The organism is Polyangium jinanense (assembly GCF_028435365.1).
Genome location: NZ_JAGTJJ010000007.1, coordinates 314340 through 329938 on the forward strand (window position 1 = coordinate 314340; position 15599 = coordinate 329938).

Annotated in this window: 17 protein-coding genes; 5 read left to right on the forward strand and 12 right to left on the reverse strand. The window is 67.6% G+C overall.

The annotated features are described in order from the left end of the window. Positions 1-528: 528 nt before the first annotated feature. The 7 genes from KEG57_RS17655 to KEG57_RS17685 form a co-directional block, all read right to left on the reverse strand. Positions 529-1611 carry a hypothetical protein gene (locus tag KEG57_RS17655; protein ID WP_272420842.1) on the reverse strand — a complete coding sequence of 361 codons (1083 nt, stop codon included), beginning with the start codon at positions 1609-1611 and terminating at the stop codon, positions 529-531. A 14-nt stretch (positions 1612-1625) separates the two neighbouring features. Next, on the reverse strand, positions 1626-2219 hold the full coding sequence (locus tag KEG57_RS17660) for a hypothetical protein (protein WP_272420844.1): 594 nt from the start codon (positions 2217-2219) through the stop codon (positions 1626-1628). 192 nt (positions 2220-2411) lie between these two features. Continuing rightward, positions 2412-2684 carry a hypothetical protein gene (locus tag KEG57_RS17665; protein WP_272420846.1) on the reverse strand — a complete coding sequence of 91 codons (273 nt, stop codon included), beginning with the start codon at positions 2682-2684 and terminating at the stop codon, positions 2412-2414. 268 nt (positions 2685-2952) lie between these two features. Next, positions 2953-3534, reverse strand: coding sequence for a hypothetical protein (locus KEG57_RS17670; RefSeq protein ID WP_272420848.1), 582 nt, complete (start codon positions 3532-3534; stop codon positions 2953-2955). 19 nt (positions 3535-3553) lie between these two features. Further along, positions 3554-4078, reverse strand: coding sequence for a hypothetical protein (locus tag KEG57_RS17675; protein WP_272420850.1), 525 nt, complete (start codon positions 4076-4078; stop codon positions 3554-3556). Positions 4079-4095: 17 nt separating this feature from the next. Next, entirely contained in the window at positions 4096-4662 is a 567-nt protein-coding gene (locus KEG57_RS17680) for a hypothetical protein (protein ID WP_272420852.1), read from the reverse strand. Between the two features lie 26 nt (positions 4663-4688). Next, positions 4689-5126: a hypothetical protein gene (locus tag KEG57_RS17685; protein WP_272420854.1), complete on the reverse strand. Its 438-nt coding sequence runs from the start codon at positions 5124-5126 to the stop codon at positions 4689-4691. A gap of 62 nt (positions 5127-5188) precedes the next feature. Between KEG57_RS17685 and KEG57_RS17690 the strand changes: the two genes are divergently transcribed. Beyond that, on the forward strand, positions 5189-6586 hold the full coding sequence (locus KEG57_RS17690) for an aminopeptidase P family protein (RefSeq protein ID WP_272420856.1): 1398 nt from the start codon (positions 5189-5191) through the stop codon (positions 6584-6586). A gap of 247 nt (positions 6587-6833) precedes the next feature. Here the strand turns inward: KEG57_RS17690 and KEG57_RS17695 are convergent, their stop codons facing one another. The 3 genes from KEG57_RS17695 to KEG57_RS17705 all read right to left on the reverse strand — a co-directional run bounded on the left by KEG57_RS17695 (position 6834) and on the right by KEG57_RS17705 (position 9683). Next, positions 6834-8294, reverse strand: a complete 1461-nt coding sequence (locus tag KEG57_RS17695) for a vWA domain-containing protein (protein WP_272420857.1) — start codon at positions 8292-8294, stop codon at positions 6834-6836. 31 nt (positions 8295-8325) lie between these two features. After that, positions 8326-8889, reverse strand: coding sequence for a hypothetical protein (locus tag KEG57_RS17700; protein WP_272420859.1), 564 nt, complete (start codon positions 8887-8889; stop codon positions 8326-8328). Positions 8890-9086: 197 nt separating this feature from the next. Further along, positions 9087-9683: a hypothetical protein gene (locus KEG57_RS17705; RefSeq protein WP_272420861.1), complete on the reverse strand. Its 597-nt coding sequence runs from the start codon at positions 9681-9683 to the stop codon at positions 9087-9089. Between the two features lie 355 nt (positions 9684-10038). Between KEG57_RS17705 and KEG57_RS17710 the strand changes: the two genes are divergently transcribed. Beyond that, complete coding sequence (locus KEG57_RS17710) at positions 10039-11052, forward strand: zinc-dependent alcohol dehydrogenase family protein (RefSeq protein WP_272420863.1); 1014 nt, start codon at positions 10039-10041, stop codon at positions 11050-11052. A gap of 21 nt (positions 11053-11073) precedes the next feature. On the opposite strand, the gene KEG57_RS17715 is transcribed toward KEG57_RS17710, so the two are convergent. Next, the gene (locus tag KEG57_RS17715) at positions 11074-11856 is read right to left on the reverse strand and encodes a GNAT family N-acetyltransferase (RefSeq protein ID WP_272420865.1); all 783 of its coding nucleotides are present in this window, start codon (positions 11854-11856) and stop codon (positions 11074-11076) included. Between the two features lie 12 nt (positions 11857-11868). Then, positions 11869-13011, reverse strand: a complete 1143-nt coding sequence (locus KEG57_RS17720) for a THUMP domain-containing class I SAM-dependent RNA methyltransferase (RefSeq protein WP_272420867.1) — start codon at positions 13009-13011, stop codon at positions 11869-11871. Between the two features lie 103 nt (positions 13012-13114). On the opposite strand from KEG57_RS17720, the gene KEG57_RS17725 reads away from it, so the two are divergent. The 3 genes from KEG57_RS17725 to KEG57_RS17735 are packed head-to-tail and all read left to right on the forward strand — an operon-like array spanning position 13115 to position 15589. Then, on the forward strand, positions 13115-13633 hold the full coding sequence (locus tag KEG57_RS17725; protein ID WP_272420869.1) for a peptidylprolyl isomerase: 519 nt from the start codon (positions 13115-13117) through the stop codon (positions 13631-13633). Continuing rightward, the gene (locus KEG57_RS17730; RefSeq protein ID WP_272420871.1) at positions 13633-14562 is read left to right on the forward strand and encodes a hypothetical protein; all 930 of its coding nucleotides are present in this window, start codon (positions 13633-13635) and stop codon (positions 14560-14562) included. Before KEG57_RS17725 ends, KEG57_RS17730 begins: the two co-directional genes overlap by 1 nt. Positions 14563-14587: 25 nt before the next feature. Further along, positions 14588-15589: a dipeptidase gene (locus tag KEG57_RS17735; RefSeq protein WP_272420873.1), complete on the forward strand. Its 1002-nt coding sequence runs from the start codon at positions 14588-14590 to the stop codon at positions 15587-15589. The last annotated feature ends 10 nt before the right edge of the window (positions 15590-15599 follow it).

The window sequence follows — 15599 nt, forward strand, 5'->3', positions numbered from 1 at the left end:
CGCGGTTACGGAGGTCCAGGGGTCCGGGGGGAATCGCGCGGGCGCGGTTGCCAAGGGTGAGGACGCGGTTGCCGAGGGTGAGGACGCGGTTGCCGAGGGCGACCACCCGATGGGGATCGCTCGGACACCGTTGCAAAGGGCGAAGACGCGGTTGCCGAGGGTGTGGAGGCGGTTGCCGAGGGTGTGGAGGCGGTTGCCGAGGGTGTGGAGGCGGTTGCCGAGGGTGTGGAGGCGGTTGCCGAGGGTGCGGAGGCGATGGGGAACCGATCGGACAGCGTTGCCAAGGGTGCGGAGGCGATGGGAATCCGCGTGGAGGCGGTAGCAAAGGGTGCGCAGGCGATGGGGAAGCGTGTGGACGCGGTTGCCGCGGGCGAAGTCGTCATGGGGACTCCCGTGGACGCGGTTGCCGAGGGCGAGGAGGCGATGGGAGGAGGCTCGGGCACGGTTGCCGAGGGCTCAGGCACGGGGAGCGAACCCCTCGGACGGGTTGCCGAGGGCTACGACGCGATCGGGGGGGCTGCGCGATCCTCAAGTCGACGGCTCGCCGCCGCTTCGCTTGGCCATGAGCTTGTCCCGGAGCTCGTGGAGCTCTTTGAGCTTTCGATTGAGCTCCACGCTGGTTTCCCCCGGGGGCCGCAAGGGTTCGTTGCACGCTTGGAGCTTGCGCTCGATCTCGGCGATCCACGGCTCGACCACGGCGAGCGCCGCCTCGGGCTCGTTGCTCTCGAGGCAAGTCTCCACGTACATCATTGGATACATCCAGCTCTTGTCTCGGCCTACCCGGACGAACTCGTCCCAGGCGTCCCGGCAGGCCTGGAAGGGCGCGCGAAGCTCACAAGCTGCCCTGAGGATCTCCTCGGCGGTCCTTGCCTTGATAGCGCCAACGCAATCCTCGAACGCCTCGCCTTCGCCCGCGCGCGCCACGAATTCCGCCTCGACCCGTCGGTAACCGGCCGAGATGTCGGCGAAGCTCCGATTTTTCGAGTCTCTGAAGGTCTTGTAAGCGGCGCGGTGCGCTTTCCAGAACTCGTCGTAAAGCTCGTCGGCCTGCTCTTCTTCAGGCGTCATCGGGGGGGCTGCCTCGTCCTCGCGGCGGGTCTCGAGCCACGGGACAACCTCGCCCCGTTTTTGGGCTTCGAGCGCGGCCCGGAGGTTCCCCAGACGCTCCAGCTCGTTTTCGTAAAGGCGCGCGGGATACTCCACCCCGCTCCCCTTCGTTTCCTCGAGCAGACTGTCGAGCTTGGCGAGGAGCGGCTCGAGCACCGCGAGCCCCTCGTCGGGCCGCTCGTCGTATGCGCAGCAATCGGCGTAAAACCAGGACATCGAGCACTCGAGGTCGATGCCCGAGAAGCCGAGGCGAACCAGATCGTTCCAGGCATCGCGGCAGACCTCGAAGGGGGGACGCTTGTCATGGGCGAGGTCCAAAATGGTTTCAGCGATGCGCCGTCTCGTTTCGCGCACATCAAATTCGTCATCGCCTGCGCGCGCCACGAACTCGGCCTCGAGCTTACGGAAGTCAAGGGCGGCCTCGGCGAAGGTGCGGGTTCGCTGTAGCGACTTGATCAAGAGCTTGCTGTGCGCCTGCACGAACACACGCTCCTCCGGGGTCATGGTTCTCTTGGGCTTTAGTTGTTCCATTTGTCATGCCCTTCATATTTGCAGGATTCGATTCCCCAGCTCATGGGGACGGTTTCTGGCCAATCTTTCGTGACCTCGCACGTTACTCGACACGCATTGCAGAGGGATGACTTCCAATGGTCCCCAAGTCTGTCGGCGATGCTGGCGTCATCCATACACCCCTCATAATGGTCCACACACGTCGGCTCGTCCTTCTTCTTCGGCTTCTTCCTCTTCGCAAACGCCTCCGCCGCCCCCGCCGCGACCGTCGCCGTGACCGTCACGCCGACGGCGATCGCGAAGGCTTCGATGATGACCTCGGTGAAGACGATCGTGACGACCACGATGGTCACGACCTCCCCGATCGGCCCCCGATCCGGCATCGCCTGCCCGTTCGCCGCGACGGACGTTCGCAAGCTGCTCCTCGCGAGGACATCTTCGGGCAGCCTCATCCCCCGCAGAGCGATCCGCATGCAAGCGCCGACCTCCGGATTGGGCTGGCCCGTCGTCTGCACCTCCACGACACGCCCTTCCTGGTCGACCTTCACCGAGGCGTCGAGCGTGTAGTATCCGGGCTCGATGGTGCCGCTGAGCTCATCCACACACTCCCTGAGGCGCTCTGCGGTGGCTTCAGGGACGCGCGGCCGGTCATCGGGCAATGAAGAACGGTAGATCCTCGCTGACGAGCAGCCAATCGGGATGAGCGAGAGCGAAAGGCAACCGAGAACGCCCAGGGAGAGGAGGGGTCGCCAGCGCGGACGTCTCATTTCTGGATGGGAGCAGAAATACCGAACTCATGTCAACGCAGCGCGTGTTTCGCCGGCCATGAGCGCGGCCCACACGTGCCCGAATGGATACACGTAATTGAATAGCCTTTGGAGGAGCGCCCGGCGTTCGAGCGCCACGAGCGGCACGGGCGGAACGATAACGAAGGGGTCGTTGCCCAGCCGCAAGCGTAGGTACTTCCGTGCGCGGAACAGCGCCGTATTCTTCGTGGAGCCATCAAGTTCGGCGTAATGGATCCGAAGATTGCCGATGAATTCGGCATGCCGCACGAGGCTCTTCATGCCCTGCCGGAGCAGCGTGCTTTTCTGGACGCGCGAAGAAGATGGCTCGTAGAGCAGGAGAAGGAATTTATCAAGACGTTGAATCTCGAGGTGAGCGATAGCGAGTCGTGAGGACCTGAGGGGCCACCTCATCACGCCCGTCCGCCAGATGGCTTGCTGCGACGAGCGGGGACTGTTTCGGGCTGTCCGGCGAGCCCCGACCTCGCCGTCCAGCTTCTAGCACTCCTGCATATACGTCTCGAACGCGCCGCCCCGCGCCCGCACCCTCTCACTCCGTCACACAGCGCAGATCGTACCTGACGGCCTCGACGTCCTTCCCAATCCACGACGGGAAAAAAGCAAAGTCGAGTTGCCCGAGGTCCTCGCTCAGACGAATCTCCGCGAGGTCGCCCGTCTCGACGCTGCCCGACGTGCCTGCGAATGAAATGCGGATCTTGCCGAGGCCCGTGCCGTCTTCGACGAGGCCGACGAGCTCGTACGTCTGCTCGGGGACGGGCTGGGACGTCCCGTAATAGAAGGCCGTACATGCCTCGAACAGGCACATCGCCTCGTACCGCCCGAGCGTGTCGAACGTGATTTCGACGGGATACTCTTCGTAGGGAACCCACCCCGCCGGGGTCTTCGCCATCCCCCGCCACTGGGCGGCGAACCCATACCGGAGGAGCCCGACGGCGTCGCCGGGCGCGGGCGCGGCGAGCGGGTCGCGGCCGCACGGGGGCGGCGTGAGATCGGGCGGATCGTCGGGCGGAGCCTCGCGGTCGATGACGACCTTGCCGCCGCAGCCGAGGCACAAAGACGCAATCGAGGCGGCGAGGCCGGCGAGCCGCGCGGCGAAGGAGAGAGAGCCCATGGCGGATTTCCTGGGCGCCTCAGCACCCCTGCATGCACATGTCGAACGCGCCGCCCGGCGTCGGACTCGCAATCTCCGCGCATGACGCGTTCACGATGCACGCCGATTCACACGCGTATTTGCCCGTGCATTTGTTCGGGTCCGGGTCCGAGCAGACGAAGTTGCATTCGTCGCAGAGCTTTTTCGCCGCGGCGCTGCACTGATTGCCGCCGCCGCACTCCGCGAGCGCGTCCTCTTCGATGTCGCAGCCGTCGAACGCGAACTTCTCGCCGTCCTGGCACTCGGCCTCTTTTTCGACGCACACGAGCCACGCGTCGTACTGATCCGTGCAGCCCTTGCTCTCGGCCAGCGTCACCGTGCTCTCGATGTCGCCGATGCAATCGTCGCGCTCGGCCTCGGTGCAACCCTCGCACGCGCACTTGATGTCGCAGATGTCCGAGGCCCCGGGGCTGCAGCCGCCCGCCGATCCGGCGAACGACACGAACCCCATGCCGAGGGCGAGCCACGCGCCGAGCCTCGCGAGCGGCCGATTCTTCGTTTCCATCGGTATCCTCCTCCCCCTCACGGACCACCGCCGGAGCTCGATCCCGAGTTCGAGCAGGCGACCACGCAATTGACGTAGGGTGTATCCGGCTGCGGATTCGAGAGATCGTCGCAGCTCGCCGAAAGCGCGCAGTACGCCGCGCACTCGTCTCCGCCCGTGCACGGGGAAGCGCCGCCCCCGTTGAGCCCGCAGGACTCACGCTTCGCGCGCTCCTCCTGGCAGGCCGTCTTGATGAACGCCGCCGATCGGTTCGAGCAACCCCGGAGCGCATCCGCCGCGGCCGCGCAGCTCGACGTGATGAAGGCGCCATTGGTGCACGTTCCTTCATCCACGTAACAGGTGATGAAATTCGAATACTCGGCCGCGCAGCCGTCGTGCTCCGCGAGGCGCTCGGCGTCCTCCACGTCGTCCGTGCAGTCCTCGGTCTCGCGTTCGCTGCAACCCTGGCAATCGCAGCGCGACGCGCAATACGACGCCGTGTCGCTCTGGCAGCCCCCGCCGAGCGGGGCGAGCACGACGCAAAGCCCCGCGAGCGCCGCCGTGACGAACCCCCGAAAGGGCCCGAGTCCCCTTGTTTTTCGCACGATGTCCCCTCCTTCGTCGCCCTTTTTCACGGCGCCGTGGGCTTGTTCATGTCCTCGCAGGACATGGGCCAGTATCCGGTCACCTTCGGCTCGACGCAGGCGGTGCACGCGTTCGGGAACGTGCGCGGCGTGGTCGAGGGGCAGGGCGCCTTGATGCAGCGGATGCCGTTATCCATCTCGCCGCAGACGGGCCGCAGATCCCGGGTACACCCCGCCGCCTTGCGCGACTCCTCCGAGCACGCCTGGAACGCGAGCCTGCCCGCGGGTTTTTCCACGGGCGGGGGCGCCTCCGTTTCGGTGGGCTTGTCCGCGGGAGGCGGAGGAACCTCGGTCGTGGCGGCCGTGGGCGCCGGCTCGACGGGGACCGTGGCCGTGGGGGCCGAGCCGTCGGTCGGCGGCTGCGTCGAGGCGCAGCCGAGGGCGAGGGCCGAAGCGAAAAGAGCGAGGGAAGCCAGGAATTTCATGATGGCGGCGCGTGTCTAGCCGTTTTCCCTGGCCGCTTCAAGGCGAGGCTATACTCGGATCCATGCTCTCCCCGCGCACCCCATCCTCGGTCTTCGTCGCCCGCCGTCGCGCCCTCGCCGAGCGCTCGCCGACCCCGGCGCTGCTCGCGGCCGGTCTGCCGCCAGCGCGCCAGTACCGCGCGAACACCTACCCGTTCCGCGCCAAGAGCCACTTCCTGTACCTCGTCGGCGAGCACATCCCCGGCGCGGCCCTGCTCGTCACGCGGGACCGGCAGATCCTGTTCGTCGAGCCCGAAGCCGACGGCGACGCGCTCTGGCACGGGCCCCGCCCGTCGTTCGAGGAGCTCCGCGCGGCGCACGCCGTCGACGAGGTCCGCGCGCTCGCGGACGTCGACGCGGTCCTGCGTGATCTTGGCGCGCCCGTGGCCACGCTCCCGACCGAAGACGCGCGGAGCGCTGCGTGGCTCTCGGCCCGGCTCGTCCGCGTGATCCCGGCCTCGAGCGGGGACAAACTCGAAGCGGGCAGCCCCGACGAAGCGCTCGCCGAGGCGATGATCGGCCTGCGCCTGCGCCACGACGAGGCCGCGATCGAGCAGCTGCGCGCCGCAGGTCAGGCGAGCGCACGCGCGCACCTCGCGGGCATGCGCGCGACGCGTCCGGGCGGCACCGAGGCCGAGGTGGCGGGCGTGATGATCGGCTCGCTGCGCCGCGAGGGCTTCGAGGATGCCTACGGCCCGATCGTGACAATCCACGGCGAGGTCCTGCACAACGAGCACCACCACGGCACGCTCGCCGCGGGCGATCTGCTGCTCGCCGACGTGGGCGGCGAGACGCCCGAGGGCTTCGCCGGCGACATCACCCGCACCTGGCCCGTCTCGGGCACGTTTTCCCCCACGCAACGCGCGATCTACGACGTCGTGCTCGCAGCCCAGCGCGCCGCCGTGGCCAAGGTTCGTCCAGGCGTCCGCTACCGCGAGGTCCACGAGACCGCGAAGCGCATCATCGTGGAAGGCCTCTGCCACCTCGGGATCTTCCGCGGCGAACCGAGCGGTCTGCTCGAGCGCGGCGCGGCCGCGATCTTCTTCCCGCACGGCATCGGCCACCTCATCGGGCTCGACGTGCACGACATGGAAGACCTCGGCGATCGCGCCGGCTACGCGCCCGGCCGCACGCGCTCGAAGGCCTTCGGCGACTGCTACCTAAGGCTCGATCGCGACCTCGAGCCCGGCATGGCCGTGACCATCGAGCCCGGGTTTTACCAGGTCCCCGCGATCCTTCGCGACGCGCGGTACGTCGGCGCCGTCGGCGACGATCTGCGCCGCGACGTGCTCGCGCGTTACGCCGACGTGCGTGGCATCCGCATCGAGGACGACGTGCTCTGCACGGACGGCGAGCCCGAAGTGCTCACCTCGCTCGTCCCGAAGGACGCGTCCGAGGTCGAAGCCGCGATGCGGTCGTGAGATTCATGGCGAGGCGTCGCGCCGGGGCGCTGCCCCGGGCCCCGCGGGGGCTATTCGCCCCTCGACCCGAACCAGGGCAAGCCCTGGACCATTTGGGGAAGAACTGCGCGGTGCGCAGTTCTTCGTCCTGGGTCCAGCCCCTGGCTGGTCCGGGTGCAGGGGCGGACAGCCCCTGCTGGGGCCTGGGGCAACGCCCCAGCGCAGCGGCGTCGACATGAGACCCATGCTCAGCCGCCGCGCGGTGAGGCTACTCTCGGTACGGATTCGCCGCCTCCACGTACTTCCGCTGCGCGCGGGCCTTGTCGATCCCCTTGGGCTTCGCCGCGACGTCCTTCTTCGCGCCGGAGATCGTGCTTTCCTGCGCCGCCAGATCCTGGGCTAGCGCCTCGCCTTTGGTCCCTCCCGCCGCGCGCCTTGCCCGCTCGGTTACCTCGCGCAGCGCCTTTTCCTGCTCCGCGAGCTTGGCCTCCGCCTCCTCGGTGCGACCTTGCTCCAGGAGATCGTTCACCGCGTCGAGCGTGTCGGCCGTCCGGGTACGCTCGATCCGCGTCGCGATGATCGGATCGAGCTCTGATGCCGCTTCCCCGTCTGCGCCGATGCGCACGTCGAGCTTGCCGCTGCACGAACCTTCCCCGCCTGCCTTCCGATCGTCGAAGCGCAAGCGCACGTCGGCCACGGGCGTGATGCCTTCGGCTTCGGCAGGCACGCCGACCTCGAGCAGAAGCGTCTTCGTGTCGCCTGCGGAGAAGTTTCCGAGCGGCACCGTGATGCTCGAGCCATTCTGGGTGAACGAGCGATCGAAGACTCGCCGCAGCGTGATCCCTGAGGCGAGGTTGACGGTCACGGAGGCCGAGACGGCGACGGTCTTGCGGAGTTTGTCGGCTTCGGCGAGGAAGACACGCTCGAGCGAGGCCGCGTCCTCGATGAAGTGGTGGCGCCCGCCCGAGTGCAGCGCGATCGCGCCCATGATCTTCTGGTTGTACGACGTGCCCACGCCGATCGTGCTCACGCCGATGCCGGTGTCCCGCGCCGATCGCGCGATCGATTCGAAGCCCGGCACGTCCCGCACGCCGGCCGTCGCGTCGCCGTCGCTGAGCACGATCATCCGATCGGCCGCGCCTTCGCTCTTCCGAAGCTCCTCCACGCCGGCCTGGATCCCGCACGAGATGCATGTGTCGCCGCCGAGGGAAATGTTCTGGATCGCGGACCGGATCGCCTGGCGGGTCGAGGGGTTGACCGTGGTCATCGCGACGTCGGTCGTGGGCCGCGTGTCGAACGAGATCACGCTGACCCGGTCGCCGTCTTCGAGGTGATCGACGGCCGCGTTCGCCGCGGCGAGCGCCCGGGGAAGCCTGTCGCCCTTCATCGAACCCGAGCGATCGATCACGATCGCCAGGTGGTTCTCGGCGACGCGTTTGCCGTCCTCGGCGCCGTCGGCGTGCACCTCGACCATCACGTAGGTCCCTCGAAACACGCCCTGTTCGAGCCGCGTGTGCCCGATCCGGCCCTCCATGTGGAGTGTCGTGCCCGTGCTGAACGTCGAGGCGACCTCCGGCGTCGTCGCCGCCGGCGCGACGTCGCCGCTACGCGCTTCCGGGGCTGTGCCGAGCGTCGTGGCGCCCGAGGACGCGGGGGCGAGGAGGTACACGGACGAACCGGACACCAGCATGCCGAGGGCGCTCAGGAGGGCGACGCTTTGGACCTTCATCGGGGGACCTCGCTCGGGCGCGGCGCCGGCGTCAGCGCCCTTCGTTCGAGGCGCGCAGCATGTCGAAGCGCTCTTCTGGCGTGCTCACGGCGTGCAGTTTGCCGTGGCGGACGTCGAGCACCCCGAATACGTGCCCCGGGCAAATGCGACCGAGGCGGCCTGCGAGCAGGCTCAGCATCACGCTCGTGCGGCGCGGCGTGAGTGGCTCGCCGCGGAAGTACATCTTGATCACGTGCGGCGTCTCGTCGATCGCGAGCCCGAGCTCCGGGTTCACGTCGACCTCGTGCGCGCCCATGCGATAGCGGGTCCGCGGCGGATCGAACCATTTCATCGTCCCCGTCTCGAGGAAGCGCCGGTAGCCCTCGATCCCGCGCGCGAACACGCGGCGCTTCTTCTCGCTCGTCTCGCGGGCGACCACGGCGTCGAGCGTCACGGGCAAGAGATCCTGGCGATGCATCTCCACGATCGCGTCGCGAAGCGGATGATAATAATCGGGGGCCGAATCTCCCTTGCGCTCCTTCAGCGGATCCGCGACGCCGCCCGCGCCAGCTTCGAGCACGAAGTCGACGAATCCCGTCAACGAGATTCTATTCATGATCCCTCCGCCACATTCTTACGCCAAGCTGCTGTCCAGCGTACCGGCACACGCTTCCATACCACGGATCCCCCCGCGCCGTTGCGCCATGGTAGGTTTCCCCTGACGAAAAATGTCCGTTCGGACCCCTACAGCGGGGCCGATTCGTCCAGGTCGCCGGAAAGTCGAGCGACCACCCCTGTGAAAGCAAGTTCGCGTCAAAGCGCTTCGTACATCGTGGAGAACGCGGCGGCCTCGCCGCGCAGCAGCACTTCGAGGCGCGGATTCGGCAGGTCCTTCGCGGTGTGGAGCTTCGCGCGTGGCACGTCGAGCATCGTGATCACGTGATTCGGATAGAGGCGCGTGAGGCCGCTCGTGAGGAGCGCGAGGGCCACGGCGCTGCGCTTCGCGGCGAGCGGCTCCTGGCGGAAATACAGCTTGACGAGGTGGGGCTTCTTGTCGATCACGAAGCCGACCTCGGGGTTCAGGTTGATCTCGAGGTCACCGAGCTTCATTGCGCCGTGCGGTGGCTCGAACCAGCGCTTGTCGCCCGAGGCCAAGAACTTCCGGTATCCGGCGGCGACGTGGGGATAGATACGGCGCCTTTTGTCGTCGGTCTGCATCGCGATGACCGTGTCGAGGACGGATTCGCACTCGCCTCGCCGGTGCATGGCCACGATGCCTTCCCGGATCGGACGATAAAAATCCGTGCTCAGCTCGTCCTTGCGTTCCTTGTATTCGCGGACGCCAGTCAGCTTGGGTGTCCCGGATCTCAGCACGAAGTCGACGAAGTACGTCAGCGAGACCTTCTCCATGGGGATCCTCCCGTGGGCTCCGCTCCGGAATGTCGACCCCCCCGAGGCCGACATCACGATTTGGTATTTATCACGAACGTGATTCGAATGCTGCCCCTCGATGGAGGTCGATGCGACGAAGAATGTCCCACCTGAACCTGAGAAGTCCGCGATCAGGTGTTCGGCTTCCGCATCCAAGACGGCTTCTGTGAATCACGCGCGGACGCAATATGTCCCATGCGCCGGAAGCGTTGCGGTAATGATGTGTCGCAGAATGTCCGATTGGTCCCTCGGAGGTCCTGCGATCGGTCGTTTTCGTTCCGAGGGGTTGACGCCGCCCCTAGACCGTGGAACGGGGCGGACGGAGGAGGTTTTCGTGAAGGCAATCGTCATTCAGGGCTCGTTCGGGCTCGGCTCCCTCGCCGAGGTCACGCTGCCCGATCCCACCCCCGGGCCCGACCAGGTCGTGATTCGCATGCGCGCCGCGTCGCTCAACTATCGCGACCTCATGATGGTCAGGGGCCAATACAACCCCCGCCAGCCGCTCCCGCTCGTGCCCTTCTCGGACGGCGTCGGCGAGGTCGTCGAGGTGGGCCCCTCCGTGACGCGCCTCAAAAAAGGCGACCGCGTCTGCCCCATCTTCACGCAAGCCTGGCAGGACGGCGAGCTCGACGCCGAGAAGCTCAAGACGACGCTCGGCGGCCCCCTGCCCGGCGTCCTCTCCGAGCTCTTCGTGGCGGGCGAGTCCGGCGTCGTGAAGGTGCCCGCCCACCTCACGGACGAGGAAGCGGCGACCCTCCCCTGCGCGGGCGTGACCACGTACAATGCGCTTTTTTTCTCCGGCAAGGTTTCACCGGGCGATACGGTGCTCGTGCAAGGCACGGGCGGCGTGTCGATCTTCGCACTGCAATTCGCCCGCCTCGCCGGCGCGCGCGTGATCGTGACATCGAGCAGCGACGCGAAGCTCGAGCGCGCGAAGGCACTCGGCGCGTGGGCCACGATCAACTACAAGACCACGCCCGATTGGGACAAAAAGGCCCTCGAGCTCACGGGCGGCGTGGGCGTCGACCACGTGATCGAGGTCGGCGGCGCGGGCACGTTCACGCGCTCGCTGCGCGCCACGCGGATCGCGGGCACGGTGAGCGTGATCGGCGTGCTCGGGGGCGCGGCGCAGGAGATGAGCGTGCTTCCCATCCTGATGAAGCACCTCGAGCTCCACGGGATCATGGTCGGCTCGCGCGTGATGTTCGAGGCGATGAACCGCGCGATCGAGGCAAGCGGGCTCCGGCCGGTGATCGACGAGAAGACGTTCTCCTTCGGTGAGGCGCGCGAAGCGCTCACCTACATGGAGAGCGGCGGGCATTTCGGAAAGATCGTGCTGCGATTCTGAAGCGGCTTCGGAGCGCGCGCGTCACGGTCGTTCGAGGTGCACGCGTGTGCAGACGACCCGGAAGCCCACCCGCTGTACATTTCGCTCGGTGGGCTCGCCGGGCATCGATCCGATCGTCGCCACCGTCGCGCCGCGCGCCCGCGCCTCTGCAAGTCGCGCGCGGATGAGCGCCTGCTGGATGCCACGCCTCCGCCACGCCGGCAGCACGCTCGTCCCGTACAGCGCCACGACCTCGCCGCGCACCTCCGCGCTCCCCGCGCCCACGGCCTCGTCCCCGGCCCAGGCCATCACGCTGATCGAGCGTGGGTTTCTCACCATGCGCAGGCTCACGTCCCGATCGGCCTCCGACATGGGCGTGCCCTCGGGCCGGAATCCGCTGCTGGACACCTCGACGAACCGCTCCTCCTCGTCCGGCGAAACCTTTCGCACCACGATCCCTGCGGGCAGCGCCGTGCCGGCGATGGGATCCTCGTCCGCGGGGAGCTCCCGCGCGAGGAGATTTTCGAATCGGGTGAGCACGAACTTCCGCGCGGCAAGTATAGGCAAGAGCCCCGGATCCACGTAGGGCGAGAGCTCCATCCGGATCGGCACGCCGCGGCCCTCGTAAAATGCCTCGATTCGATCGAGATCCTCGGCCGTGACCGGCCCGGCGAGGCCGATTCCAATGACGACGTTGCACCACGAGCCCGGCCCGGCGAAGCAGGCGATCCCGCCGGCGACGCGGATGGACTCGGGCGCGATGGAGGCGAAGCCCTGCACCTGGCGGGCTTCTTCGAGTCGGGAGATGTCCTCGGCGGTTCGCATGGCGCCTCTTTATCACCGTATTGAATACGAAAACAACCGGCACTCGATCGGACCATTCCAGACCGTGATCTCCTTCGACGGCCGGATCCGCATCGCTCGCGAGATCTCCGGCGTCCCGGCGAGCAGCACCACCGTGTGCCCCGACAACCGCCGGAGCGCCTCCGCCATCCCCCGGTAGAGCTCCTCTCCTCCGGACAAACGCTCCCCGTACGGCGGGTTCGTCACGATGAACCCCGGCGGCTCCAGAGGCTCCACGTCCCGCACGTCCGCGCGCGAGAAATGCAGCCGCACGCCCGCGGCTTTCGCGTTTTGTTTTGCCGTCTCGATCGCCTGCGGCGAGACGTCGCTCCCCGCGACGAACGGCCCCTCGCTCTTCACCCGCGCCCGCGCGGCCTCGCGCATCTCCGCGATGCGCCTCTTCCGTGTCTCGTCGTGGCTCGGCCACCGCTCGAAGCCGTGCCGCTCCCGCAAGAGCCCTGGCGCCACGTCGCGCGCCCAGAGCGCCGCCTCGATCGGGATCGTCCCCGATCCGCACATCGGATCCACGAGCGGGCTTTGCCGGTCCCATCCGGAAAGACGCAGGATCGCCGCCGCCAGCGTCTCCTTGAGCGGCGCCTCCTCGATACGCTTGCGGTAGCCCCGCCGGTGCAGCGACTCGCCCGAGAGATCCACGTACAGGCTCGCTCGATCCCGCACCACGTGCACGAACACGCCCAGATCCGGGTCGTCGAGGTCCACGCTCGATCGCGCACCGAGCTGCTTGCGCTCCTGATCGACGATCGCGTCCTTCGTCTTCTGCGCGATGAACTGCGTGTGCGTGAGGCGGCTGTCCTTGCACGCCGCGCGCACCGCGAGCGTGCGCTGCGGATCTACGTACGGACTGAAATCTACGCGGGAAACGCCCTCGTAGAGCGCCTCGCCCGACTCCGCCTCGAACTCGGCGAGCAGCGCGAGCACGCGCACGGCGATGCGCAGCTCGAGGCATGCGCGCATGCCCTCGTCGATCGGGCCCTCGAAGTGCACGCCGCCTCGATCCGCGCGCACCTCGCGGAAGCGCGCCTCGCGCAGCTCGTCGCGCAGCGCGCCCTCCGTGCCCTTCGCGGCCGTCGCGAAGAAGCGCATCACCTCGCCCCGGTTCTTTCGCTCGGTTCGCATGTCGTCGGTCCGGGGCGTACGCTTGTGCAGCCCTTCGCGCAAGAGGTTGTTCGTTCCCGTGCCCCTTGCCGAACTCGCCCCGGAGGGCCTACGCTCCGCGCCCATGGCAAATCCGACTGCGCTCCTCGAGACCTCTCTCGGCAACATCAAGGTCGAGCTCTTCGTCGACAAGATGCCGATCACGGCGAATAACTTCATCAAGCTCGCGAAGAGCGGTTTTTACGACGGCCTGCATTTCCATCGGGTCATCGACAAGTTCATGATCCAGTTCGGCTGTCCGCACAGCCGCGACCCGAAGAGCCCGCGCGCGGGCACGGGCGACGGGCCGGACGGGACGATCAAGGACGAGCATCCGGCGAACGCCAAGATCTCGAACGAGCCCGGCACGCTCTCGATGGCGAACACCGGCGATCCCAACAGCGGCTCGTGCCAGTTCTTCATCAACACCGTGCACAACGATTTCCTCGACTGGTTCACGCCCGGAGAGTCGAAGCACCCCGTCTTCGGCAAGGTCATCGAGGGCATGGACGTCGTGCACAAGATCGAGAAGACCCCCCGCGATCGCAACGACCGGCCCACCACGCCCGTCCGCATGAACCGCGTCGTCGTCGAAGGCGCTTGATGTCCGTGTCGGCGCGCCCGTTCGTCTTCCTCGCGGCGCTCGTCGCGCTGGCTTCAGGTTGCGGCGGAAATCGCCCGGCCGTGGCGCCAGCCGTCGATCTCGCCGCGGGGGCTCGCGCCGCGCCTCCCGAGGCGGAGTCCGATGGCGAGGTCCTGATCTGGGGCAAGCAGGACGACGGGCTCCCGGCGACCTATCGCGTGGCGGACGACGGGCGTGTCCTCGGCGAGGAGCCGGGGATCGTGATTGCGACGAGCCGCGGCGAGCTCGTCTGGCGCGAGCGCGAGGCGGAGGTCAAGCTCGGCGGCTGCGAGGGGGGCACGCCCCCGGAAAACCTCGAGCCGGGGACCGTGACGCATGCGTGGCTCGCGCCCCGCGACGATCAGGCGCGGCAGGTGATCGTGGATCCCGGCGACGACGGCGCTGGCGTGGGCGAACTTTCGCATCACGTCGAGCTCCTCGGCAGCGTCGGGCCGTATCTGTTCGTGCACGAGGATGTGTCCGTTTTCTCCTGCGGCGCGCACGGCAACACCGTGGCGAACTTCAAGTTGTGGGACGCGGAGGCGGGCAAAGAGATCGATCTCATGCGCCATCTGCCGAACAAGGAGGCGCTCGCGCGGCGCGCCGAGCCCATGCTCGACGAGGGCGACATGGATCCGGAGGAGGCGCGCAAACACGAGGCCATACCCGATCTCGTGCAAATCTTCCCCGTGTATGGCGAGCGCGGCGGGCTCCGTATCGACGCGCAGTTCGCGCGCGACGATTGTTATGCATGCAGCGACGGCCTCTGGAGTGGGTACACGCGCAGCGTCATCCTGCCGAGCGAATCGATGCCCGAGCGATTCGCGCCCTGGTCGACCCCGCCCGTCGCCGTGGTGAAGTTCTTGCAGTCGCACCCCGGCTTCACCCTCAGGGGTTGGTCCCGGGGGTAAGGTTTTCTGCTATCCTCGGCGCGCCATGCACGGCTCCCCCGAAGCGCGCGCGCTCCACGACCTCTACCCCGCGATTGACTTGCATGCCGACAGCTTGATGTGGTCGCGCTGGGTGGGATACGACCTGCACGCCCGCCATGATCCGCCGCTCCCGCTCGCCGCGCTCGGCGGGCACGTCGACGTGCCTCGCATGAAAGAGGGCGGAATGGGGGCGCAGTTTTTTGGGCTCGTCTCGCTGCCCATCGGCCAGCGGCACGGGCTCGCGCGGGTCATCGACGAGCAGATCGACGCGCTCGAAGGGCAGATCTCGCGCGCGCCGCACCGCATCGCCAAGGTGCGCACGGCGGCCGAGATCGAGGCGGCGCGGGCGCGCGGGCAGGTCGGCGCGCTCCTCGGCATCGAGGGCGGGCACGCGCTCGAAGGTTCACTCGACAAACTCGCGCATTTCGCGCGGCGCGGCGTGCGTTATCTCGGTCTCTGCCATTTCAGCCGAAATGAGCTTTGTTATCCGGCGTATGGCCGCGGGCGCAAGGACGACGCGGGGCTCACGCCGTTCGGCCGCGAGGTCGTGGCGGCTTGCGAGGCGCTCGGCGTCGTCGTGGACCTCGCGCACATCAATCGCACGGGGTTCCTCGAAGCGTGCGCGATGGCCAAGCGCCCGCCGATCGTCAGTCACACCGGGGTCATTGGCGCGTTCCAGCACTGGCGCAACGTGGACGACGATCAGCTCCGCGCCATTGCGGACAAGGGCGGCGTCGTGGGCGTCATCTTTTGTCCGCAGTTTCTCGGCGGGGATGGGCTCGCGCCCGTGGTGAAGCACCTGAAACACATCATCGACGTTTGCGGCGAGGATACGCCCGCGCTCGGATCGGACTGGGACGGCTTCATCGTGCCGACCCGTGATCTTTGCGACGCCGCGCGATTGCCGCTACTCACGGACGCGCTCCTCGAAGCGGGGATGCGGCCCGAGGCGATCGGAAAGATCCTTCGGGGAAATGCGATGCGGGTTTTGGCGGAAGTGCCCTGACAGGGGAAAG